Origin of the sequence: Chelatococcus reniformis (genome assembly GCF_014640075.1) — a bacterium.
GTDB classification, from domain to species: Bacteria; Pseudomonadota; Alphaproteobacteria; order Rhizobiales; family Beijerinckiaceae; genus Camelimonas; species Camelimonas reniformis.
Window position 1 is genome coordinate 881740 of sequence record NZ_BMGG01000001.1, and the last position, 21528, is coordinate 903267.

The following is a 21528-nucleotide window of genomic DNA, read 5'->3' on the forward strand; positions in this document are numbered from 1 at the left end:
GGTCACGTCCGTCGGGATCAACCGAATGCGCCCGCCAATACGATGCCGAGCGCTTCCCGGTGGCTCCCGAGGCTGTACGCGTTTAACAGCATTCAGCTCTTCTACAAATCATGTCGCTTCAGACAATTATGGATAGCGAGTCAGTTGAGATCGCAATCTTCGGGCGACTGCGCCCGTAGCCGTCGGGGGTTCAGGATGAAGCCCCTTCCCTGCCCAAAAAAAGGGGCCGCCGCAGCGGCCCCTCCTGCCCCTAGAGGCTGAGCTCAGCCGTAGTAGTAGATCTGGTCGCTCACCTGGGCGGCGGTTACGCCCGCGAACAGAACGCTGTAGGAGCCGTTGCCGAAGTCGTAAGAGAGCAACGCGCCGCCGCCGGTGTTCGACAGGGCGATCTGGCCCTGCACACCGGTCGGCAGGCCGACCAGGTCGATACCGTCCTGGAAGTCCTGAATCCTGTCCTGCTGGCCGGAGACGAAGCCCTCGTTCATGATGAAGTAGTCTTGGTCAGCACCGCCGTAGAGCGTGTCATTGCCATCGCCGCCGATAATGCGGTCGACGCCCGAGCCGCCGTAGAGCGTGTCGTTGCCGAAGAAGCCGTACAGCAGGTCGGCACCATCCCCGCCGTAAAGGGCGTCGTTGCCCGATTGGGAGCCGACCGTGTCGTCGCCGCTGCCGCCGTAGAGGCTGAAGTTGCCGCCGCCGGCCGCGTAGACCTGATCGTTACCGACACCGCCATCCCCCAGCGAACCGGAGGTGCCGGTCAGATAGACGAAATCGTTACCGTTGCCGCCGTAGGCCGAATCGAGCCCCGGTCCGCCGATCAGAGTGTCGTTTCCATCGGCGCCGGACAGATAGTCGTTGCCCGCGCCGCCATCCATGTAGTCGTCGCCGATACCGCCATACAGGCTGTCGTTGTCGTCGCCGCCCAGCATGCGATCATTGCCAGCATCGCCGCTGAGATAGTCGTTGCCTTGGCCGCCATCGAGATAGTCGTTGCCGTCGCCACCGTAGAGGCCGCCGGCCCGCGTCACGTTCCAGCCCGCTATATTGGCGCCGGCCGTGATATTGGTGTTGGTGTCGTCTCCGCCACCGCCATAGATGGTGTCGCTGCCGGCATTGCCGCGCAGCGAATCCGTACCTTGGCCGCCTTCGATGTAGTCGCTGCCGCCACCGCCATCGATGACGTCGTTACCGACTTCGCCGTAGAGGTAGGAGCCCGACGCGTTGCCGTAGAGCAGGAGCCAGTCGTTACCATATCCGCCAAAGGCGTCCATGTAACCCGAGCCGGCCTGCCAGAGCGTGTCGTTGCCCCCGCCGCCATAGGTAACGAAGCTACCATTGTCTTTGTCGAGGCGATCATCGCCCTCGCCGCCATACTGATAGAAGTTTGCGTTGTTGTGTTGATAGTCGTTACCATCGCCACCGTAGTAGGTCATGAGCTCCTCCTCTAGTTGCTACCCTCGGGGAGCGACGCCGGCACGGCCGATCTGTGACCGAGTTATCAGCCAGCTCCGTTCTGCGGTTCCGAGGTCCTGCCAAAGGGCAGTGTTTTAGTGTGTCCGCTACAAACCTTCGTGGACGTGCGCCAACGTACACGCCGCCATGTACTTTGGCGGCCTTGCCGAAAATCCGCTACCAACAGTTTCGCGATCGGAATCGAAACGCGCGGACTCATGGACGCCAAGACCGCTCCGAGATGCTTGCTCGTTCCTGTCCTGCACCACCGTCTCGCGCATCGAGTCAGCCTAGTCTCGGCGCCGCCAGAACCACGCGCAGCCCTGCTCAGCCAACGCTCTTAGCCGACCCAGAGACCTTGCGGCGCACGATCAACTGGGGCACAACCCGACGCTTAGTGGTTCAGGGACCATACCGGCGCAGCCGCCGCGGAACCCGGTGCGGGTTCCGCCGAGGACATCATGAGACGCTTGACGCTGACAGAGCTGGCGGATCGGCACGGCACGGATAAGGGTACCGACCCCGGCGACTTTGGTGAGGCGCATCACTACACCGAGATCTATGAGCGTTTCCTCGAGCCGCTGCGCGACCGTCCGCTCCGGGTGATTGAGATAGGCGTCTGGAAGGGCGGTTCGCTCCGGATGTGGGAGGACTACCTTCCGAACGCCACCATTGTCGGGATCGAGAAGACGCCGGACCTCATCGAGCATCGGTTCGAACGCGCGACGATCGCGATCGGAGATGCGACCGACCGGCAATTCCTTGACGCCGTGGTCGATCGTTTCGCCGAGCGTGAGGTCGACGTTGTCATCGACGATGGCAGCCACGTTCTCGAGGACCAAATCGTCGTCTTTGAGCACGTGATGCAGCGGCTGGCGATGGGCGGCCTATACTTCGTCGAGGATATCGCCTGCTCCCGCTTCCCGCAGTGGAATTCAGGCACACTGCCGTTCCGCGATTTCCTCGATTACGCGAACACGATTGCCATGGAGTCGACCTTCTTCAGGGAAGACGCTATCGAGCAATATCATACGATCCGATCCGGCATTGCGGCGAATGCGGCGCAACCGGCAGCAAGTATTTGGAACACGTCGTTGTTCGGAACGTACGTATTCCATAACATGGTTGTCTTCGAGAAGCGGGCACGCCCGATTGCGCAGGCAGTCGCAATCCCTGCCGCTCCTCCGCGGCCGACGTCCGGATTTGCCCATTTGGCGGGGGACCGCCAAGCACTGCTAGGCAAGCTTCTCGAATTGCGGGTCAAACTCGGCCAGCTGTCCGCGCGTCACGCGCCTGATGCTGAGCTCCTCAAGCAATTGGAATCGATCACTGCGTCCGCTTCAGCCGATGAAGCATCGGTTGCAGAGTATCTGTGCCTCACGGAACGCTATCCCGCGGAGATCGCCGAGCATCGATCGGTGCGTGAGCGACTGGAGCAAGAGAATCTGCGCCTCGCCCAGGAGGTCCGCAAACTCACGGAGAGCGTGGCGGTTTACGAGACGTCGAACAAGGACTACCGGGCGCTCACGGAGCGGTATGCGGCGGAGATCCAAGATCACTGGTCCGTACGCAGCCGGGTGGAGACGGAGAACTTCAGCCTCAGCGAGCGGGTGAAACAGCTGAGCGACAGCGTCGCTGCCTACGAGGCATCGAACAACGACTACCGGGTCCTCACCAGCCGCTATGTCGCGGAAATCGAGGACCACTGGTCGGTGCGCGGCCGTCTCGAGGGCGAAAAGCAGCAGCTCCATCAAGCCGTCGATGAACACGGAAGGGTAACGGAGCGCCAAGTTGCCGAACTGGCGCAACTCCAGGCGGTGCGCGAGACCTTGCTGGACGATAAGGCGCAGCTCGAGCGGACCCTCGTCGAGCAAAAGAAGATCGCGGACCAACAGGCGGCAATCATCACCAAACTCCGCTCGGCACAGGAGGCGCTGCTGGGCGAGCGGCGGCAACATGAACGGCGGATCGAGGAGCTCGCGGCCACGACGAAGGGTCAAGCCGCGCTGATCGACGCACACGCCAGCCTCATCCGGCACCTGGAGGAGGAGGCGGGACAGCTGCGCGACAGCCTCACCCGAGCCGAACGCGTGCTCGGGACACTGGTCGGCCGCCTGGCGCGGCGCCTCCACGGATAACGGCGATATTGCCGCCGTCAAAGCCGCCTGAAGGTCTGCCTGAGCTGCTCGAACATCGCCTGCCCGCGGCTCGGATAAACGGTGAGGAGGATTTTGTGGGCGGTTTTTCCCAGCTTTGACGTCGATTCCGGCGCCGAACGCCCCACGGGAGCTGGAACCGGGGCCGGAACTGGAGCTGGAGCCGCCGGCGCCGTCGGCGGTGCCGGCACCTTCACGGGGACCACGGCACGGTAGAAATGCCGGCCGACGCTCATCGTTTGGTAGACCTCGGCCACGTCCATCGTGGCGAAGCTGCGGTTGCGCCGGCTCTCGAAGAGTCCTCTCACGACAACACTGGATGCATCCTGCGCCGTCAGCAACACCTCCGGCACCGGCCACACTTCGCCGCCCGCACCGTGGAGCTCATCGACAACGCCGAAGTAAGGCCGATCGCGATCGAGCTGCCCGACGCGTGCGCCCAGGCGATCAAGCGCCTGAGGCAACGAGAGGGCCACGGCGCCGCTGTCGTATTCCCCCTCCAACATGGTGAGCGCCGCACTGCCGGGCATCATCAACATGGTCGCGGCCGCGGGCGCGACATGGGTCATGGGGATGACGGCCTCGGGCCCGGCCGCCAAGGCACGCTCGAGAATGGGGCGGGCTCCCTGCTCGATGGTGATCCCGGCACGGATCAGGAGGACCGTGTCCGCGCCTGCGGCTGACAGTCGGCCGATCAGTTCCCCGCCGATCGTGTCATCGAGCTCGTCGATCACCTCGATGCCTGCGGGCCATTTGGCCGATGCGGAAGCGACCCCGTGCTGCACCACGATGGTCTTGCAGCCGTAGCCGTCGAGGCAGGCTCGCGCGCTCGCCAGCGTCGCCGATACCTGGTCGAAATCGGTGCCGGCCGTGGCATCCACGACCAGGGCCCAAGTGCGCTCGGGCGCCGGCGCTGGCGGCGGCGGCAGAAGCTGCCGCCAGCTGCGGTGCATGCCCAGCCAGCACGCCTGGTTGGTGGCGACCGGGACGGCGTGGCGGGCATTGCCGATGCCGACGTCCAGCACCTTGAGCAAGAGAGCTGACAGCGCATCGACCTTGTAGTCGAAGAGGTGAAGCGCATGGTCGTCCGGATGCACCAGCTCCGGAATGCCGCCAGTCCGCGCCGCAATGAAGGGAAAGCCGAATTGCAGCGCCTCGTAGACGGTGCATGGCGAGTTGTCGACAGGCGAGGCCATGACTGCGACGCAGTCCGCCTCGCGCAGATGGGCGACGGCATGGCGCTGATCGAGGCCGCTCTCGATGCGCCACTGGAACGGCCACTGGCCCGACCGCGTGGCCAGGAACTCGTCGGCCGGAACGCCGTTCACCGAGCTCGGCTTGCCCATGAAGGTGACGGACACGCCGCGGCGCGCCAGCTCCGGGCCCAGCTTGGTGATGGCGTTGACAAAAAGGCGGATGCCCTTGCGCTCCTCCAGGCGGCCGAAGAAGACGATCTCCCTCGGCCGGCGCGGCGGCACCGGCACCGGCACGGCCGCGGCCCGCGCGGTCTTCTCCAGCCCCGGCCCAAACAGGTCGTCGGTCGGGATGACGTATTGCTGGTTGAAGATCTGCTCCGGCAGGTCGTAGCGCCGGTGAGTCAGCCAATCGATGAGATAGCGGCTCGGCCCCCACAGCAAGTCCGTGTTGCGGATCGACAGGCGTTCCGAGGAGGTGAAGAAGCAGAAGCCGGCCCAGTTGGCCGGGTGGCCATTGCCCTCGAGAATCCATTCTGTCGGAGAGTGGAGCGCCAGACAGAGCAGCGTCTCGCCGAAGGCGAGGCCCATCCGCTTGGCGAGCAGGCAGTAGACGCCTTCGCCAACCGTGTCGTTAAAATGGATGACGTCGAAGCTCAGGGACTTGAGCGCCCTATAGACCGGCCAGGCATTGGTCCAGCCGATATCGGCCAGGGGCCCGACGAGGGCCGGCCGCTCGAACTCGTCCAGAGCGCACAACGTCACCCCGGCGGCGGCATATTTGGCTCGCCACTCCTCCAGACTGCCCGTCACCTCGCCGGTGTAGAGCACGGTCACCTCAGCGTCATGCGCCGCCAGGAATTCCGCCAGCCCGGTCATGGATGTGCCCAAGCCGCCGTTCTTGAACGGCCCGACCAGCTCGCCCGTGACAATGCAGGTCCGTGGGAGCGGGCCGGTCGCCGCGGCGAACGCCGCGAAATCCCGCACCACCGGCTGCGCCCTGCTCCGATCAGCCGCGGGCATTGGCCTCGGCCTTAGTGAACACGGCCTGGAACGTATTGGCGTTGTTCTTCAGCGCCATGTCGGTCCGGTGGAACAGGCGCGTCGCCAGCCAGACGATGGGATAGACGATATAGGGGCGCACGCCGCCACGCTCTTGGGCGTATTCCCAGGCGATCCAGCCCAAGGTCTGGGCAATTGTGTGGACAGGGAGCACCTCGACGGTATTCAACCCGTGCAGCTCGCCCAGCTCGACCAGCCCATCACGGGTGTAGCGCCGAAAGTCCGTCGGACTGAGATGGTAGGGCTGCAGATAGGGCACACCGACCACCAGGAAGCCTCCGGGTTTCAGCGTACGCGCCAGCTCTTTCATGACGTCGTCGATCCGCGGTACATGTTCGAGCACGGCGTTGCAGATGATGGAGTCGAAGGTATTGTCCTCGAACGGCGTATTTACCAACGAACCAATAATGGCCCCGGGGATGGTCGACGCAATGTCATAGTTGATGACCTCGACCGCACCGTAGTCCTTCATGATGCCCGTCAGGTCGCGGTTGCCGCAACCGGCGTTCATCACCTTGCCGCTGAAGTATTGTTTGACCTGATCCAGCTCGTATTGGAGGGGCTGGAAGTGCACGGGTCCCACGCGCGCGAGCTGATAGCTGTTTGCCTTGACGCCCAATTTGGTCGCTCCCCTGCGGCACTGTGTCGAATGCAGCCCTCGGCAGGCGTATAGCATCCCCAAGTCCAACATCAAGGGGAGCTGGGCGGCAGCAGCGGCCCAGGCCAAGGTTGATCCATAATAGCGTGAGGCGGTCTGCACAGGGCCCCGGGCCGCGGTGGGGGCCCGGGAGGCCGCCACAATGGCGGCCCCGACACGTCAACCTCGCCGGGGACAGTATCTGCGCCAGATGAAAACAAACTGACGGAGCCTTTGGCTCCCCTCAGGCACGACGTCCGCTATCGCAGCTGGAGCCAGGGATGTCGCGCCTGCATCTGATCGATCAATTGCACCTTGTTGTCCGGCAGATTTGTTTCGTAGTGAAGCATCGAGTGGGCATGCACGCGGTAGCCCGCAAGAACCTCGGGAGCCCGCTCGCCGAAGCCGCCCTGCTCGACCATCTTGCACCAGAAGTCGAAGTCCTCCCATCCCGACTTGACTTGGCGCTCGTAGCCGCCGACGGCCGCCCAGGCCGACTTTCGGACCAACGCCATGGCGTCGATGTAGTTGCCAGGCACGAAGCGCACCGGCTCATAGGGATCGAGCCCGATCTGATCGCGGCTGTCGCCGAAGTGCTGGATCTGAGGATAGACATAGGAGGCGCCCGATCGTTTGATCGCCCCCAGGCACAGCTCGGCGCAGCGCGGCATCAGCCGGTTGTCGGCATCGAGCGGTAGAACATACGCCGTCTCGGCCAGGGCAAAGCCGACGTTGCGCGAAAAGGCCAAGCCCGCATTCGGCGTATTCTGGACCAGCATAGCCCGGTTGAAGCGCTGATGATGCTCGGCAAGCCAGGACTTGGCGATCGCCTGCGAGTCGTCCGTCGAGGCATCGTCGATGACGATCAGGTCGATCTCCGCCAGCGTCTGCTCCCGCACCGACTCGAGCGCCTCGAGTACGAAATGGGCGTAGTTGTAGAGCGGAACGACAACGGTCACCTCGGCCAGGCCCAATTGATCCACGTTGAACAGGACTTCGTGGCTCGGCACGTGCGGATGGGGCCGCGGCGGCCTCGCCGCACGCTCCAGCTCCAGCTCGAAGGCCCGCGCCCCCCGACGCCCGCCAAAGCCGATCTGCTCGATGATGGAGCCGACCGCCTCGACGCGGGCTTCGGGGCCGAACTTGCCGAGCACGTCGTAGTACGCCGCCTCCGCCATGGCGGTCCGCATGGATGCGTCGTCGACGAGCCGCACAAGCGCGGCGCGCCATTCGTCGGCGGTCCGCGCGAGGCAGCCGGTCTCGCCGTCCCGAATGGCCGCGCGATACGGCTCGGTCGGCGAGGCAACGGTCGGAACGCCGACGAGCGCCGCCTCGAAGTATTTCAGCTCACTCTTTGCTTCGCAGAACGGATTGCCTACCTCCAGCGGCGCCAGGTTGACGTCGAAGCGTGCCAGCTCCGATGGCAGTTGCGGGGGCGGCACCATCTCGCGCCATTCGATCTGCTCCGCGAGGCCCGTCAAGGCGGGGAATTCGTCGACCCGCATGACCGGATCGCCCATGTGCTGGAACAGCACGAGCCGGCATTGCGGCCGATCGCGCAGCACACCCGCAACCGCCTCGGCCGCCTGGGCAAAGTCCTTCTGGTGGGTCCTGCTTCCGGTGGCGTAGCCGATCCGCACGAGGCTGTCGGTCGGTTGCTGCGCGCGGTGACGCACCGCCAGGCGAGACGCATTGAGCACGCTTTCGTCGAAGCCGTTCGGCAACAGGAAGGTCGGCTTGCCGCACAGCCGCAGCCGGCGGGCGAGGAACGCCGTCGGCGCGACGCAGTAGTCAGCCTGCCCCAGCGTGGCCCGCACCTGCTCGTAATGCTGGCGCACCGGCTCCTCGCTGAGCCCCATGGAGCGGATGCCGTCGATAATCTCGACCTTGGCGAGGCTCGGGTCGAACATGAGGTCGTCGATATCGAAGACAAGCTTCGATCCTCCACTGCGCGCCGCGCGCACGACCGCCTCCACCTTCTCGTCCCAGGCGGCCCGCCACAGAATGACGAGATCGGCGCTCCGGATGGTGGGCAGCTGATGGCGGGCATCCTCGATCCGCATCTCGAACACCTGCGCCCCGGCTGTTCGCGCGGCCTCCGCCGGCCGCCTGATGCGGTACAGATGGCCGGGCGTGTGCGCTTCTCCCGAGATGAACACCACCACTGGAGCGTGCGCCGCGCCCCGGTGGGCAAGCGCATCACCGCGGGACGCGGATCCCGGCTCCCTGTCGGTGGCTGCCGGCAACACAGCAGCCTGCGGCTGAAGCACGGCGGCTGGCCACGCAACAGCTTGCAGCTGACGTACGGCGGCCGAGGCCTCCTGCTGCTGCTGCGCCCGCTCCCGCAGCTTGGCGGGAAGCCGGAACGTGACCGTCCACCACGCGAGCTTCGCCGAGCGCCGCGCGAAGCGGCGCAACCCCGGCAAGCGCTCGAGCTGAAGCCTCAGCGGATAGGTTATGCGCCACGAGGTACTGCCCGTGACGAGCGCCAGCTGGTGAGACGCCTCGTAGGCGACTCTGCGGTGCTGATCCGCATCGTCCTTCGCACTGTCGAAGGCTTGGCGCAGGCCGGAAAACTCCCCCCTCAGCCGTTGCCTCTCCCGTTCGGCCGCGGTCGCGGCGTCGCGGAAGGTAGCCAGCTCACGGCTCAGCCTTGCCTTGTCTTCGCCGGCCGTCGTCGCCTCCGCTTGCAACGCCGCAAGCTCTTCGCTCAGGCGCACGCTTTCCCGCCGCGCCGTGTCGTGATGGGCAGATAGCGCCGCGAGCTCGGCCTTCGCCGCGGCGTTGTCGGCGGCGAGGGCCGCGACCTCGGCCCCGGCCGCATCGCGCTGCTGCGCCGCAGCCCGCAGCGCGGCCTCCAGCTGATCGACCTGCTGTCTGGCGGTGTCGGTATGCTGGCGGCTGGTGATCGCGGCGCCCAACGAGGCATAGGCGGCGCGAACCAGCTGCCGGTCGGCCTCGTCGCTCGCGAGCAGCCGCCACGCCGCAGGTGCGAGCGCCTCGCCGACCCCGAGAACGCCGAGGCCGTTGCCATGGAGAAACTCGAATGACGGATACCGCTCGGTCAGCTCGGACCAGAGGCGAAACACCCCGAAATTCCGCTCCTTGACGTTGGTGTCGTGGAACAGCACCACCGCTCTTGACGAAAGCTTGGGAAACCAGGTCTCGTAATCGTGCTTCACTGACTCGTAATCGTGCGCGCCGTCGATGTGCAAAAGATCAATAGAGCCGTCGGCAAAATACTGCAGAGCATCATCGAACGTGGAGCGCAGCAAACGCGCAAAGCCAGAGTAGTACCGCTCGTTGGTGGCACTCACATCATGAAAGACATCCTCGCCGTAAAATCCCGCATGCTCGTCGCCACGCCAGGTATCGATGGCATAACATGCGGTCGGCAGCCCCAACTGCTCGACGGCTTGGCAGAATGAAAAGAATGAGAAGCCGTTGTGCGTGCCGAGCTCGACCACGACGTTCGGTCGCAGGGCGTGGATCAGCCAGAACGCAAACGGCGCGTGCTCGAGCCAAGCCGACGTCACGATTCGCCGCGGCGTCCAGAACGATGCAGCATCGAGGCAAGGCGGGAATGCGGAGAGCTGCCTCCCAGCGTCGGAGCCCATGTCTAAATTAGCTTGTTCCGACATTTCGATCAACTAACACCTTAGGCCCGTATCGTCGGATACTTCGAGACGACTTCGTGACCATGGCCGCTGGCGCCCAGGCCAACAGCTCGCGCGAATACGGCCGTCGTCTCGCACGCAGGGGCCGAAAACGCAAGTCCGCAATGGTGCTTATCATGAGGCGTGACCGGGGCAAGGGAAAGCCAGCGCGGCGTTTTTAAGTGCCGCCGGCACTCGGCGGTGGGAAGGATCGAGCCGGGCGCCGAGCCGGATTTGCGATCATCGAGGCGCCGCGCGCATCAGGCGCGAAATCGCGTCCCGTCGCCCAACCCGGCCGGGCGCCTCCCCCCTGCGCTCGCGCTTGCCATCCCACCAGTCTAGACAGAGCCGTCGCGGCAGAAGCCGCCCACGGTGAGTAGCGGGCCCGGAGCGGCGGCCGCGGCCTCCCGGCGGGCGTCGCACGGCCACATTTTCCGTCGCAGCGGCATCAACATGGACGTCACACTCCGTCAAAGACCCGTCAAGCTTAACCCAAGGATTTCTTCTCTATTTGACCGGCTCCAGCATCGTTGCGCCATGCAGATCCATCCGTCATATGCACCGGTTGAAAGGACATCGGTCGGTTGCTGGACCTGGCGCTCGTGGAGCGGCTTTTGCGAACCACCGATTCGTCGCCGACGGCGATCTACGGCCGCGCGTGACGGCACGATCTCCGTGTCTTGAAAGGTTACCGGTCCTATGCAAATTTGTGCTTGCGGTTGATAGTTGATCTTCCTCTGGTCTACGGGCAGCTGACGCATGAGCACGTCTTCCGACAATTCTGTTCTCGATTTGCGGCGCTACCCGGTTTTGCCGGAGAGCCACTTGCGCCGGTCGCGGGTCGTATCTGATCGCAATGCGGCTTTGGCGTTGTGGCCGAAGAACGCAGTGATCGCCGAGGTCGGCGTTGCCCTCGGCGGCTTCTCGGAGGCCATTTTGACGACGTGTCGACCGAGCCGCTTTCTGGCCATCGACCGCTTCGACCTGCATGAGCTTCCAGAGCTTTGGGGCGCTCCCATCACCGATCACTTCGGTAATCTGACCCATGCCGAATTTTATCGAAAGCGTTTTTCGACCGAGATCGAGCAGGGTCTCGTGCATTTGCTCAAAGGGGACAGCGCGGCGGTCATCTCGACCCTGCCGGACGCGAGCGTCGACCTCTTTTATGTAGACGCAGACCATACGTACGAGGGTGTCTGGCGCGATCTGGAAGCGATATTGCCGAAGGTCAAACCGGACGGCTGGATCGTGATGAACGACTATATTCCAGCCGAGACCGGGCTGAGCAATGAACCTTACGGGGTCATCCAGGCCACGAACGAGTTCATGGTCAAGCACGGCTGGGAAATGATCTATTTTGCTCTTGCTTACGTCATGTATTGTGATGTCGGCCTGCGGCGACTCTGATCCGTTGAATAGCTAACGGCAACTTCAGTTTTTAAACGTTTCTATCGCTGTTCCGGCTCCGCGTTGCGCCGGGGATGGGCGCGACGGTGCCAGGCCCAAGCGGTGCGCACGATGGTCGGAAGATCCGAATACTTGGGGCTGAAGCCGAGCACGTCCTGCGCCTGCCGCGCGTCGGCGATGAGGGCCGCGGGATCTCCTTCGCGGCGCGGTCCGCGCGCCTCCGGCAGCGCCTCGCCGGCTTCCGCGGCGATCGCGTCAAGCACCTCCTTGACGGAAAAGCCCTGGCCCGTGCCCAGGTTGTAGGCGCCGCCGGCCTGGCCGTCGAGCAGCCGGCGCAGGGCGGCGACGTGTGCATCCGCGAGATCGCTGACATGGATGTAGTCGCGCACCGCGGTGCCATCCGCGGTCGAGTAGTCCGAACCGAAGATCTGAAAGTCGTCGATGTAGCCTTGCAGCGCCATCATCGCCCGCGGAATGAGATGCGTCTCGGGATCGCGCAGCTCGCCGATCTCTCCGTCCGGGTCGGCGCCGCAGGCGTTGAAGTAGCGCAGCGCGATGGCACGGATGTCATAGGCGCGGGCGTAGTCGCTCAGGATGCGCTCCACCATCAGCTTGGAAGCGCCATAGGGGTTGACCGGATTGGGCGCGGTCGCCTCGCCGATCGGTACCTCGTCGGGCTGACCGTAGATGGCACAGGTGCTGGAGAAGACAAGTCGTGAACAACCGGCATTCAGCATGGCGCGCAGCAACGACAACGTGCCGGCGACGTTGTTGTCGTAGTATTTCTGGGGATCGGTCACCGACTCGCCCACGTAGGCGCAGGCCGCAAAATGCAGCACGGCCGCGATGTCGTGGCTCCTGATCGCGTCGGCGACCGCGACCGCGTCGCGGATATCGCCGTCGACCACCGGGCCCCACCGCACGAAGTCGCGGTGGCCCGTGGTGAAATTGTCGAACACGACGGGACGGAAACCTGCTGTGGCCAGCGCCTTGCAGGTATGGCCGCCCACGTATCCCGCCCCGCCGACGACCAGGATGCTCTGGCTGGCCATGATCTCGGTCTCCATCTTTGCTTCAGCGGGCGAGCGGAGCGTAGCCGTTGACGGCCCAGGAGAAGCCGCCGATGCGGTCCGGACCGGAGCGGGCGATGAGCTGCTCGAAGTATGGAATGGTCTTCTCCAAACCCCGGCGCAGCGGCACCGCGGGCTCCCAGCCCAGCACGTCCCTCGCCTGGGAGATGTCGGGCCTGCGCTGCTTGGGATCGTCCTGCGGCAGCGGGCGATTCACGATCTTCGACTTCGAGCCGATGATGTCGATGATCATCGTCGCCAGCTCGACGATGGTGAACTCGCTCGGGTTGCCGAGGTTGATCGGTCCGGTGACCTGCTCCTCCGTCGCCATCAGGCGAACGAAGCCTTCGATCAGGTCGTCCACATAGCAGAACGAGCGGGTCTGCTGGCCTTCGCCGAACACCGTGATGTCGCGGCCCATCAGCGCCTGGACGATGAAGCTGGAGACGACGCGCCCGTCGTTGGGGTGGGTGCGGGGCCCATAGGTGTTGAAGATGCGGGCCACTTTGATCGGAATGCGGTGCTGGCGCCAGTAGTCGAAGAACAGCGTCTCGGCACAGCGCTTGCCCTCGTCGTAGCACGAGCGTGGCCCGATGGGATTGACGTTGCCCCAATAGGCCTCGGTCTGCGGATGGACCGAGGGATCGCCGTAGACCTCGCTGGTCGACGCCTGGAACACCTTGGCACGCAGGCGCTTGGCCAGTCCCAGCACGATGATCGAGCCGATCACGCTGGTCTTGGTGGTCTGCACCGGATCGCGCTGATAGTGCACGGGGGAGGCCGGACACGCCAGGTTGTAGATCTCGTCCACCTCGACGAACAGCGGGTGGGTTATGTCGTGCCGCAGGACCTCGAAAGACTTATGGCCGATCAGGTGCTCGATGTTCTTGTGCGTGCCCGTGAAGAAATTGTCGAGGCAGATGACGTAGAAGCCCTCGCTGACGAGCCTCTCGCAGAGGTGCGAGCCGAGAAAGCCAGCGCCTCCCGTGACCAGAACGCGGCGCTCCAGATGCATCGTCCCTCCCCGTGCACGACGTTCCGCCGCGCAATCCCCACGTGTCGTTTACCGTCCTAGGGCATTTCACGTCGCAATGGCACTATCCAATCGGACGAGGCGCGCCCTTTTCGGTCCGGAGCGGCAACGCCCGGGTAAATCCGTGCGCGGCCTAAGGTTTACCGGACAGCTCGTCCTTCCCCCTATCGAACGCCACTAGCGACAGGCCGGTAGCAAGTCAATGCGGCTGCCGGCGCGCTCGCCGCTCCCGGCATGGCCTTCTCAGAGCGGATCCGCATGCTCTAACGTGCGCCTCCACGAATTCATTCGTGAAGGAGATGCGAATGATCACCTTCTACTACAGCCTGGCGCCGAACCCGATGAAGATCGTCTTGTGCCTGGAGGAGATGGGGCTGCCCTACGATGCCAGGCCGGTCGACACGCGCAAGGGCGAGCAGCACGCCGAGGCCTTCACCACCCTCAACCCCAACGCCAAGGTGCCTGTCATCGTCGACCAGGATACCGGCGCGACGGTGTTCGATTCTAACGCCATCCTGCTCTACCTCGGCGAAAAGACCGGCCGCTTCATGCCCGCTGCCACGCCCGCGGCGCGCGGGGAGTTGTTCTCGTGGCTCATGTTCGTAGCGACCGGCATCGGCCCCTACTCGGGCCAGGCGGTGCACTTCAAGCATTTCGCGCCGGAGCCGAAGGAATACGCCGTCAACCGCTACATCTACGAGGCCAAGCGCCACTACGGCATCCTCGACGCGCGGCTGGCCCAGAACCGCTACATGCTGGGCGACGGCTACACCATCGTCGACATGGCGGTGTGGGGCTGGGCCCGCATGGTCCCGTTCATCCTGGGCGACGACGCCTGGGCCGGCCTGCCCAACCTGAAGCGCTTGATGGACGAGATCGGCACGCGGCCGGCCGCCCAGGCGGCGCAGGCGCTCAAGGACCGGCACGCCTTCAAGGCCGAGATGGACGAGGAGGCGCGCAACCACATGTTCCGCCACCTCGGCGTCAAGGCGGCCTGAGCCTCGTCGATCGCGCTGCCGCCTGGAGCACGATCCCAAAAAGTCGGCACCGGCTTTTGGATAAGATCATGCTCAAACAAAGACTTAGAGCGGGATGATGATTGAACGACGTCATCCCGCTCAAGGCGCGACAGCGCGGGCGATGCTGCGGCCCACCCCAGCGATGACGGCGCTGCGCTCGTCGCCCGAGCCGCCGGCGCCGGTCAGGTAGGCGGCGACGACGATGGGCGGCCGGCCGGGCGGCCAGACCACCGCTACGTCGTTAGCCGTACCGCGCTCGCCCGAGCCGGTCTTGTCGCCCAGGCGCCAGCCCGCCGGCAGGCCGGCACGCAGCCGCGTGTCGCCGGTCTTGTTCGCCTCCAGCCATCCGGTCAGCGTGGCCCGCGACGCGGGCTTGAGCGCGGGGCCGAACACCAGCGCGTTCAGGTTGCGCGCCATGGCGGCCGGCGTGGTGGTGTCGCGCGGGTCGCCGGGCAGCGCCTCGTTGAGCTCTGGCTCGATGCGGTCGAGCCGCGTGCGATCGTCGCCGAGCGAGCGCACGTAGCGGTTCAGCGCGGGCGGGCCGCCGATGGCGGCGAGCAGCAGGTTGCCGGCGGTGTTGTCGCTGAGCGTCATGGCCGCCGCGCACAATTCCTCAAGCGTCATGCCGGCGCCGCCGACGCGCTCCTTGGTGACCGGCGAGTAATCGACGAGGTCGGCCGCCTGGAACACCACGCGCCGGTCGAGGTCGTCGACGCCGCCGTCGACCCGCGCCAGCACAGCGGCGGCAGCCAGCACCTTGAACGTGCTGCACAGGGGGAAGCGCTCGTCGAGGCGGTATCCTGCCACGCGGCCCGTCCCCGTATCGAGCAGCGCAACCCCGAGCCGGCCGCCGCTGCCGCGCTCGAGTCCTTCCAGCTCGACGGTCAGCAGGTCGGCCGTCGCCGTCTCGGCCAGAGCCGGTGCCGCCGCGGCCGCGCCGCTGGCGAGGGCGGCACCAGCCGCAAATTGCCGTCTCGTCAGCAAGCGCGTCGTCCTCCGTGGATCCACGACCCATATATGGCCAGTTGAGGCAGAAAGCGCGGCCTCTTGTCGGCGCGCGCGCTCGGCGATCGTCCTCAGCCCATGATCGATCCGGCCGCGGACTGCCCGGCCGGCGCGACCGGGCTCACCAAGGAGACACAGATGACCGCGACGGCACCCGCCGCCATCCCCGCCAACGACCGCGAGCTGGTGCTCGACAGGCGCCTCGCCGCCCCGCGCGCTGCCGTCTGGCGCTGCTGGACCGAGCCCGAGCTGCTCAAGCAATGGTTTGCGCCGCTGCCGTGGACAACGGCCGATGCCGAGCTCGACGTGCGCGCCGGCGGCACCAGCCGTGTCGTCATGCGCAGCCCGGATGGCGACGAATTCCCTAATCGGGGCCTCTACCTGGAGGTGGTGCCCGGCGAGCGCCTGGTGTTCACCGACGCCTTCGTTGCCGCCTGGCAGCCGTCGGACAAGCCGTTCATGGTGGTGGAGCTGACGATGGCCGACGAGGACGGCGGCACCCGCTACACCGCGCGGGCGCGCCACTGGAGCGTCGCGGACCGCGAGACGCACGAGCAGATGGGCTTCCACGACGGCTGGGGCCAGTGCGCGAGCCAGCTGGAGACACTCGCCCAAAGCCTGTGACGACTCCGGGTCGATCCGGCCGTCCATCGACCTCCGGATCCCCGCAGAAGGTCGGGCCGCCCTGCGGCCCGACCTTGTCGCTCGCGTGGGGTGGCCGGGCGGACTATTCCGCGGCGACCCCCTGTGGCACCGGCGCCGACTGGGGTCCGCGCACCAGCACCCCCGGCAGCGCCCCGGTCGCCTCGCCGTCGCGGTAAGTGACCTCGCCGGCAACGACCGTGGCGGTGTAGCCGCGCGCCTTCTGCAGGAACCGCCGACCGCCGGCCGGCAGGTCGGCCTTGATGTAGGGCTTCTCGATGCCAAGGCGGCCGAAGTCGATGACGTTGACGTCGGCGCGCAGGCCGACGCGCAGCAGGCCGCGGTCGTGCAACCCCATGGCGCCGGCGGTATCGCTGGTCAGCCGCCGCACGCATTCCTCCACGGCGAGCCGATCGTTCGGCCGGTCGCGACCCCACCAGCTCAGCAGGTAAGTGAGGAAGCTGCCGTCGCAGATGAAGCCCACGTGGGCGCCGCCGTCGCCCAGCCCCATGATGGCGTTCGCGTGCCCCAGCATCTCGCGGCTCGCCGCCAGCGAGTAGTCCGCATAGTTCACCAGGGTGAACAGCAGGAAATCGGTGCCGTCGTTGGCGATCAGCAGGTCGTAGGCGACCTCCGGCGGAGTGCGGCCTTCCCGCTCGGCGATGGCGGCGATCGAACTCTCGCGCGGCGGCTCGTAGTCGGGGTTGTCGCCCAGGGGGAACAGCCGCCCATAGTTGAGCGCCCGCAGCAGCGGGAAGTTGCTGCCCTTGCGCGGATCCTCGCTCAACAGCTGGGCGCGAAACGCGGGATCGCGCATGATGGCGACGCGCTCGGCCAGGGGCTTGTCGGCGATCGCTTTGTAGCTCGGCGTGCCCGAGAACGGGTTCTGGCTGCCGTTGAGGCCGAACAGGATGCCGATCGGCCGCGGCGGGAACACCGGCCGCATGATGTGGCCTTGGCGGCTCGCCTGGTCCGCCAGGGCGAGCAGCGTCCGATATTCCGTGGGCCGGTCGTGGCGCTGCACCAGCGAGAACAGGCAGGGCCGCCCCGAGCGCTCGACCACCCGGCGGAGCATGGCGAACTCGCTCTCGGCGTCCGGCTGATTGAAGTCGGACACCAGCTGGAGGTTGCCGCTGCCCGCGTCGGCCAGGCCCATGGCCAGCCCCAGGATCTCGTCCTCCTGTGCCCTCAGGGTCGGCGTCGGATCGCCGGCAAGCGTCTTGTGGTTGATGGTGCGCGAGGTGGCGACACCGAAGGCGCCGGCGCGCACCGCGTCGGCCACGATCTGGCGCATGCGCGCGACGTCGGCCGGCGTGGCGTTTTCGAGGGCGAGCGCCCGCTCGCCCATCACGTAGACGCGCGCCGCGGCATGGGGCAGCTGGGCACAGACGTTGACGTCCCGGCGGCGGGCCGCCACGACGTCGAGATAGTCGGCAAAGCTTTCCCAGTTGAAGTCAAGGCCTTCGGCGAGGCAGGGCGCGGGGATATCCTCCACACCCTCCATCAGCGCGATCAGCTTGTCGCGGTCGTTGGGCTTCACCGGAGCGAAGCCGACGCCGCAGTTGCCCATCACCACCGTGGTGGCCCCGTGCCAGGCGCTCGGCGCCAGGTGCCGGTCCCACACGGCCTGGCCGTCGTAGTGGGTATGGATGTCGACGAAACCGGGGGTGACGAGCTGGCCCTTGGCGTCGATCTCCTCGACACCCGCTCCCGCCACCCGCCCGATGGCGGCGATGCGCCCGTCGCGGATGGCGACGTCGGCCTCGAAGGAGGGCGCGCCGCTGCCATCCACCACCGTGCCGTGACGGATGACCAAATCGAATTCCCTGGCCATTAAACTCTCCCGCAGCGGAGGCTTTGTCAGCCGCCTTCGCTCCATAATCGGTTTTATGGTGAGCGCAGGTCAAGGGCGCGGGAGGCGGGACAGGCCTGCAGCCACCGGGTGGCGGCCTCGCGCCGTCGCGAGGCCGCGAAAAAGGCCGATGGGCAGTCCCATCGGCCTTAGAGCGTTTCGAGCGAAGTGGCCGCCGGTTTGCGTGAAGAAAAACGCGGCAAGTCAAACAGATAGAGCATTTCGGCGATTCGAAGAAACGCGGAAATACTCTAGCCGTTCCCGCACAGGGCTTGCAGGACGGCAACGGCGCCGGCGGAAGGGCCGGGGCGCGCCGCGCTACTTGGCGTTCTTTTCGACGGCGCTCAGCAGGCGCTCGCTCTGATGCTTCTCGCAATAGCCGCCGACGACCTTCGCATTCCGCTCGACATAGCGCAGATCGACCATGTCGATGTTGCGCGACGCGCTGAAATAGCCGCTCATCCAGGCGGCCACCGTGGCCTGCTGGTCGGGTGTGGCCTTCAGGAACTCGCCGCAGGTGATCTGCGTCATGTCCACCACGACCTGCGCGCTGGCCGGCGCTGCGCCCGCCATGCCAAAGGCTGCGGCGGCGATCAGTGCTTTGTACGTCATTCTATCACCCCCACTCATTGCCGCGGCGCGGTGAAGCGCTCGAGGGCCGACATGACCGTGGCGTTCTGATTGGACGCGCACCATGCCGAGACATTCGCGACGCTCTTGGCATGGTTCTCCAGGTCGACCGAGCCATAGCCGCGCTTCTGACTGAAGTAACCGCCCATCCAGGCGCCGAACAGGCGGGCATCGTCCGCAGGCAGGGCCAGGAGCTGGCCACAGGTCACGCGTGACATGTCGATGGCGACTTGCGCCTGGGCGAGGCCGGGGGCGAGGAGCCCCACGGTGATCAGTGCGGCTTGCAGGTACCTCATCGCTCCTCCGGATGCGCAATTGGCGGCTGTTTGAACAGGCAAGGCTACGCTTATAGGCGGTCAGGGGTGGGCGCAACGGGGTGCGCCTACGCCGGCTCATCTTCTGCGCAGCTCGGGCCGCCGTCCATAGGGCGCGCAAATGCTACACGCGGATGACAGGCCCTCGCGCGGAGGGCACGTTCACCGCGGCTGCGGATCCTGCGCGGCGCCGATGGCTGCCGCGACGGTCGTGCTGAGCGACTGCGGCGTCAGGGGGCCGACGTGCTTGTGGCGAATGATGCCGCTCGCATCGACGACGAACGTCTCCGGCACGCCGTACACGCCCCAGTCGATGCCGGTGCGCCCGCTCAGATCCTGCCCGACGGCGGCGAACGGATTGCCGAGCTGGCCCAGGAAGCGGCGCGCGTTCTCGGGCGTGTCCTTGTAGTTGATGCCGACCAGGCGGATGCGCGGATCGCGCGCCAGTTGGAGCAGTAGCGGGTGCTCGATCCGGCACGGCGCGCACCACGAGGCCCAGACGTTGACGACCGTCACGTGGCCCTTGAGGTCGGCAGCCTTGAGGCCGGGCACCGCGGCGCCGTCCTGGCCGAGCCCGGGCAGAGGCGGCAGATCGAAGCTTGGTACCGGCTTGCCGATCAGCGCCGACGGCACGGCCGACGGGTCGCCGCCGCCGAAGAGGCGCACCAGCAGCAGTGCCGCGAGCGCGAGGAAGACAAGGAGCGGGATGAGCACCAGGCGGCGGCGGGGCCCTGCGGTGGGTCCCTCGACGGGGGCGGATGGATCGACTTGCGGGTTGTCGCTCACGGGCGCGCTTCCGTGCTGCCGGCCGCGGGCGTTGGGGACGCCGGAGTCCGCGGCGTGCCCGCACGGGCCCCGCGCGGCGGCGGCGGGGCCTCCAGGCGCGCCAGCGTGCGGCGCTGGGCCCGCGCGTCGAGGACCGCATGGATGACCAGTGCGCCGACGATGATGAGGCCGGCCGCGTAAGCGGCGGCCACATAGGCCCAGTGGGCGGCCTCGCTCACGCCGGCGCTCCGCGGTCGAGCCGCTCTGCCGCCAGGATGCGGCGGGTGCGGATGCGACGGCGCAGGATCTCGGTGCGCATGCCGGACAGATGCAGCGCCAGCGCCAGCAGCGTGAAGGCCACGGCCATGACGAGGAGCGGCCACAGCATCGAGGGGTCGATCGTCGGCCCGCCCACGCGCAGCACCGAGGCCGGCTGGTGCAGGGTGTTCCACCAGTCCACGGAGAACTTCACGATCGGGATGTTGACGAAGCCGACCAGGGTCAGAATGGCCACGGCGCGGGCCGCCCGGTTCGGCTCCTCCAGCGTCGCCCACAGCGCCAGGATGCCGCAATACATCAGGAGCAGCACGAGCACCGAGGTGAGGCGGGCATCCCACACCCACCAGGTGCCCCACATGGGCTTGCCCCACAGCGAGCCGGTGACCAGGCAGACGAGCGTGAAGGCGGCCCCGATCGGCGCCGCCGCCTTCTGCGATACGTCTGCCAGCGGATGGCGCCAGACCAGGGTGCCGATCGCCGACAGCGCCATGATCGAATACATCATGAGCGCAAGCCACGCGGCCGGCACGTGCAGGAACATGATCCGCACGGTCTCGCCTTGCTGATAGTCGGGCGGCGCCACTATCAGCGCTAGCCACAGCCCGACGGCGAGGCTCGCGGCGGCCGCGGCGGCGAGCCAGGGCAGCACGGCGCCGGCGAAGGCCATGAAGCGGGTCGGATTGGCGAGGCGGATCATGCGGCCAGATCTAGATCGCGCCGCCGCGCCATACAATATGTCCTTCGGCCGCTGGCAGGACGTGTGCGCCGATCGACCGTGGGATCATGGCCGCGTGGCGGGGTCTGGCGTCCGTCGAAGCCGCGGTAGCGGGCTCAGACGTTGAGGACGCCGCGCACTTCCCTGAGCTGGCCGAGGCGCTGCAACGCAACCGTACGCTGCTGGTCGGTCGTGGCGTCGTCCACGTCCTCCTGCGCGTCCTGGATGGCGATGTCGAGCATCGCGGGCGACAGTTCCTCGCGCGGCACGGCATGCTCGGCCAGGATCGTCAGCCCGTCCGGGCGGATGTCGGCAAAGCCGCCGCGCACGAAGATCTGCTGGGCGCGGCCGCCCTCCTCCACCGTGATCAGGCCCGGCTTGAGCACGGCCATCACCGGCGCGTGGTGGGCGAGAACCGTCATGTCGCCTTCGACCGACGGGACGATGACCGCCTCGACGGGCCCCGAGAACAGCAGCCGTTCGGGCGCGACGAGCTCGAAGGGAAAGGGTTCGGGCATGGGGACCTGCTCCAGGCGGCTCGAGCGGCCGCGCACGGTGCCCGCCCTCAGCCGCAATCGTCAATCGGCGGGCGGCCGCGGCGGCCAACCCTGGCGTCCACTCCAGCCGGGCGGACCCGCCCG

At 66.5% G+C, this 21528-nt stretch carries 18 protein-coding genes; 4 read left to right on the plus strand and 14 right to left on the minus strand.

Features of this window, described 5'->3' with window-relative positions; all coding sequences use genetic code 11:
- Positions 1-263: 263 nt before the first annotated feature.
- On the minus strand, positions 264-1433 hold the full coding sequence (locus tag IEW34_RS30895) for a calcium-binding protein (RefSeq protein ID WP_188607743.1): 1170 nt from the start codon (positions 1431-1433) through the stop codon (positions 264-266).
- Between the two features lie 489 nt (positions 1434-1922).
- Here IEW34_RS30895 and IEW34_RS03760 point away from each other — a divergent pair, with 489 nt between their 5' ends.
- A complete protein-coding gene (locus IEW34_RS03760) occupies positions 1923-3590 on the plus strand; it encodes a class I SAM-dependent methyltransferase (protein WP_188607744.1) in 1668 nt (555 codons plus the stop codon).
- A 17-nt stretch (positions 3591-3607) separates the two neighbouring features.
- Here the strand turns inward: IEW34_RS03760 and IEW34_RS03765 are convergent, their stop codons facing one another.
- The 3 genes from IEW34_RS03765 to IEW34_RS03775 all read right to left on the minus strand — a co-directional run bounded on the left by IEW34_RS03765 (position 3608) and on the right by IEW34_RS03775 (position 10036).
- The gene (locus tag IEW34_RS03765; protein WP_188607745.1) at positions 3608-5824 is read right to left on the minus strand and encodes a glycosyltransferase; all 2217 of its coding nucleotides are present in this window, start codon (positions 5822-5824) and stop codon (positions 3608-3610) included.
- Complete coding sequence (locus IEW34_RS03770; protein WP_188607746.1) at positions 5811-6482, minus strand: class I SAM-dependent methyltransferase; 672 nt, start codon at positions 6480-6482, stop codon at positions 5811-5813. The genes IEW34_RS03765 and IEW34_RS03770 overlap by 14 nt, the downstream gene beginning before the upstream one ends.
- Positions 6483-6760: 278 nt before the next feature.
- Positions 6761-10036, minus strand: coding sequence for a class I SAM-dependent methyltransferase (locus IEW34_RS03775; RefSeq protein WP_210324434.1), 3276 nt, complete (start codon positions 10034-10036; stop codon positions 6761-6763).
- Between the two features lie 879 nt (positions 10037-10915).
- Here IEW34_RS03775 and IEW34_RS03780 point away from each other — a divergent pair.
- Entirely contained in the window at positions 10916-11563 is a 648-nt protein-coding gene (locus IEW34_RS03780; RefSeq protein WP_188607748.1) for a class I SAM-dependent methyltransferase, read from the plus strand.
- Between the two features lie 41 nt (positions 11564-11604).
- Here IEW34_RS03780 and galE read toward each other — a convergent pair whose 3' ends face one another.
- Positions 11605-12615, minus strand: coding sequence for a UDP-glucose 4-epimerase GalE (gene galE / locus IEW34_RS03785; RefSeq protein WP_188607749.1), 1011 nt, complete (start codon positions 12613-12615; stop codon positions 11605-11607).
- A gap of 22 nt (positions 12616-12637) precedes the next feature.
- On the minus strand, positions 12638-13648 hold the full coding sequence (locus IEW34_RS03790; protein WP_188607750.1) for a UDP-glucuronic acid decarboxylase family protein: 1011 nt from the start codon (positions 13646-13648) through the stop codon (positions 12638-12640).
- 323 nt (positions 13649-13971) lie between these two features.
- Here IEW34_RS03790 and IEW34_RS03795 point away from each other — a divergent pair, with 323 nt between their 5' ends.
- The gene (locus tag IEW34_RS03795) at positions 13972-14664 is read left to right on the plus strand and encodes a glutathione S-transferase family protein (RefSeq protein ID WP_188607751.1); all 693 of its coding nucleotides are present in this window, start codon (positions 13972-13974) and stop codon (positions 14662-14664) included.
- A gap of 120 nt (positions 14665-14784) precedes the next feature.
- Here IEW34_RS03795 and bla read toward each other — a convergent pair whose 3' ends face one another.
- On the minus strand, positions 14785-15669 hold the full coding sequence (bla, locus tag IEW34_RS03800) for a class A beta-lactamase (protein ID WP_188607752.1): 885 nt from the start codon (positions 15667-15669) through the stop codon (positions 14785-14787).
- A 159-nt stretch (positions 15670-15828) separates the two neighbouring features.
- Here bla and IEW34_RS03805 point away from each other — a divergent pair, with 159 nt between their 5' ends.
- Positions 15829-16314 carry an SRPBCC family protein gene (locus tag IEW34_RS03805; RefSeq protein WP_188607753.1) on the plus strand — a complete coding sequence of 162 codons (486 nt, stop codon included), beginning with the start codon at positions 15829-15831 and terminating at the stop codon, positions 16312-16314.
- 103 nt (positions 16315-16417) lie between these two features.
- Here IEW34_RS03805 and IEW34_RS03810 read toward each other — a convergent pair whose 3' ends face one another.
- The 7 genes from IEW34_RS03810 to IEW34_RS03840 all read right to left on the minus strand — a co-directional run bounded on the left by IEW34_RS03810 (position 16418) and on the right by IEW34_RS03840 (position 21405).
- On the minus strand, positions 16418-18166 hold the full coding sequence (locus IEW34_RS03810) for an N-acyl-D-amino-acid deacylase family protein (protein WP_188607754.1): 1749 nt from the start codon (positions 18164-18166) through the stop codon (positions 16418-16420).
- A 336-nt stretch (positions 18167-18502) separates the two neighbouring features.
- Positions 18503-18796, minus strand: coding sequence for an HdeA/HdeB family chaperone (locus IEW34_RS03815; RefSeq protein ID WP_188607755.1), 294 nt, complete (start codon positions 18794-18796; stop codon positions 18503-18505).
- A 14-nt stretch (positions 18797-18810) separates the two neighbouring features.
- Entirely contained in the window at positions 18811-19110 is a 300-nt protein-coding gene (locus tag IEW34_RS03820; protein WP_188607756.1) for an HdeA/HdeB family chaperone, read from the minus strand.
- Between the two features lie 180 nt (positions 19111-19290).
- On the minus strand, positions 19291-19914 hold the full coding sequence (locus tag IEW34_RS03825) for a DsbE family thiol:disulfide interchange protein (RefSeq protein WP_188607757.1): 624 nt from the start codon (positions 19912-19914) through the stop codon (positions 19291-19293).
- Positions 19911-20132, minus strand: coding sequence for a heme exporter protein CcmD (gene ccmD, locus IEW34_RS03830; RefSeq protein ID WP_188607758.1), 222 nt, complete (start codon positions 20130-20132; stop codon positions 19911-19913). The genes IEW34_RS03825 and ccmD overlap by 4 nt, the downstream gene beginning before the upstream one ends.
- On the minus strand, positions 20129-20869 hold the full coding sequence (locus tag IEW34_RS03835) for a heme ABC transporter permease (RefSeq protein WP_188607759.1): 741 nt from the start codon (positions 20867-20869) through the stop codon (positions 20129-20131). Before IEW34_RS03835 ends, ccmD begins: the two co-directional genes overlap by 4 nt.
- Before the next feature lie 134 nt (positions 20870-21003).
- Entirely contained in the window at positions 21004-21405 is a 402-nt protein-coding gene (locus IEW34_RS03840) for a F0F1 ATP synthase subunit epsilon (protein WP_188607760.1), read from the minus strand.
- Between the last annotated feature and the right edge of the window lie 123 nt (positions 21406-21528).

Coding starts and splice junctions, on each gene's coding strand:
- IEW34_RS30895 (WP_188607743.1), bottom strand. CDS start 1,433: ATGACCTACTACGGTGGCGATGGTAACGACTATCAACACAACAACGCA.
- IEW34_RS03765 (WP_188607745.1), bottom strand. CDS start 5,824: ATGCCCGCGGCTGATCGGAGCAGGGCGCAGCCGGTGGTGCGGGATTTC.
- IEW34_RS03780 (WP_188607748.1), top strand. CDS start 10,916: ATGAGCACGTCTTCCGACAATTCTGTTCTCGATTTGCGGCGCTACCCG.
- galE (WP_188607749.1), bottom strand. CDS start 12,615: ATGGCCAGCCAGAGCATCCTGGTCGTCGGCGGGGCGGGATACGTGGGC.
- IEW34_RS03790 (WP_188607750.1), bottom strand. CDS start 13,648: ATGCATCTGGAGCGCCGCGTTCTGGTCACGGGAGGCGCTGGCTTTCTC.
- IEW34_RS03795 (WP_188607751.1), top strand. CDS start 13,972: ATGATCACCTTCTACTACAGCCTGGCGCCGAACCCGATGAAGATCGTC.
- IEW34_RS03805 (WP_188607753.1), top strand. CDS start 15,829: ATGACCGCGACGGCACCCGCCGCCATCCCCGCCAACGACCGCGAGCTG.
- IEW34_RS03810 (WP_188607754.1), bottom strand. CDS start 18,166: ATGGCCAGGGAATTCGATTTGGTCATCCGTCACGGCACGGTGGTGGAT.
- IEW34_RS03815 (WP_188607755.1), bottom strand. CDS start 18,796: ATGACGTACAAAGCACTGATCGCCGCCGCAGCCTTTGGCATGGCGGGC.
- IEW34_RS03820 (WP_188607756.1), bottom strand. CDS start 19,110: ATGAGGTACCTGCAAGCCGCACTGATCACCGTGGGGCTCCTCGCCCCC.
- IEW34_RS03835 (WP_188607759.1), bottom strand. CDS start 20,869: ATGATCCGCCTCGCCAATCCGACCCGCTTCATGGCCTTCGCCGGCGCC.
- IEW34_RS03840 (WP_188607760.1), bottom strand. CDS start 21,405: ATGCCCGAACCCTTTCCCTTCGAGCTCGTCGCGCCCGAACGGCTGCTG.